Origin of the sequence: Curtobacterium sp. MCBA15_016, assembly GCF_001865105.1 — a bacterium.
Taxonomy (GTDB): Bacteria; Actinomycetota; Actinomycetes; order Actinomycetales; family Microbacteriaceae; genus Curtobacterium.
On the sequence record NZ_MJGR01000031.1, the window covers coordinates 14,939 to 15,616 of the forward strand.

1 protein-coding gene is annotated in these 678 nt (G+C 72.3%); it reads right to left on the bottom strand.

Annotated elements, in window-relative coordinates; genetic code table 11:
• Positions 1-509, bottom strand: a 509-nt coding sequence (locus BIV03_RS12940; protein ID WP_139201972.1) for a GAF domain-containing protein, incomplete at its 3' end; no start/stop codon positions are given.
• Positions 510-678: the final 169 nt, after the last annotated feature.

Here is a 678-nt window from a genome sequence, read left to right on the forward strand (position 1 = left end):
CTGAACCGACCACGTGACGGGTTCGCGAGGTAGAGGTTGCCGTAGACGGTGTCCCGGACCCGGACCGGGACACCGAGGAAGCCCTCCATCGGCGGGTGCCCGTCGGGGAACCCGGCCGAGCGCGGATCCCCGGCGATGGAGTCGATGCGGATCGCCGTGTGCTCGTGGACGACCGCACCGAGGAGCCCTTCGCCGTGCGGGGGGTGGCCGATGCGTGTGACGAGCTCGGCGTCCATGCCGACGTGGATGAACCGTTCGAGGGCGGTGCCGTCCGGGTTGATCACGCCGAGTGCTCCGTACCGGGCGCCGACGAGTTCCACGGCGGCGTGGACGACCGATCGGAGCGTGTCCTCGAGGTCGAGGTGCTCGACGATGCGGCGGTTGGCGGCGAGCAGGTGTCGGAGGCGCCCCTGGGTGCGGAGCACGTCCTGAGCACGGTCGACGAGCTCCTCGATCGTGCGTTCGAGCGCGGAGCGGGGGCCGTCGGGGAACGCGAGTTCGTCGGGCATCGTCGGGCACCCCTTCCCTGCGGAGTCCCGGCCGAACCTACTCCGTCGGCGGAGTGCGGCCGCGCGGGTCATCGCGACGGGGACGGCGTCGTCATCGCCCGTCCGGGGTCGGCGTCCGCAGCGGCGCGATGCACACCGGAGTCCGTGAGGCGGCGATGAGCTCGTGCGC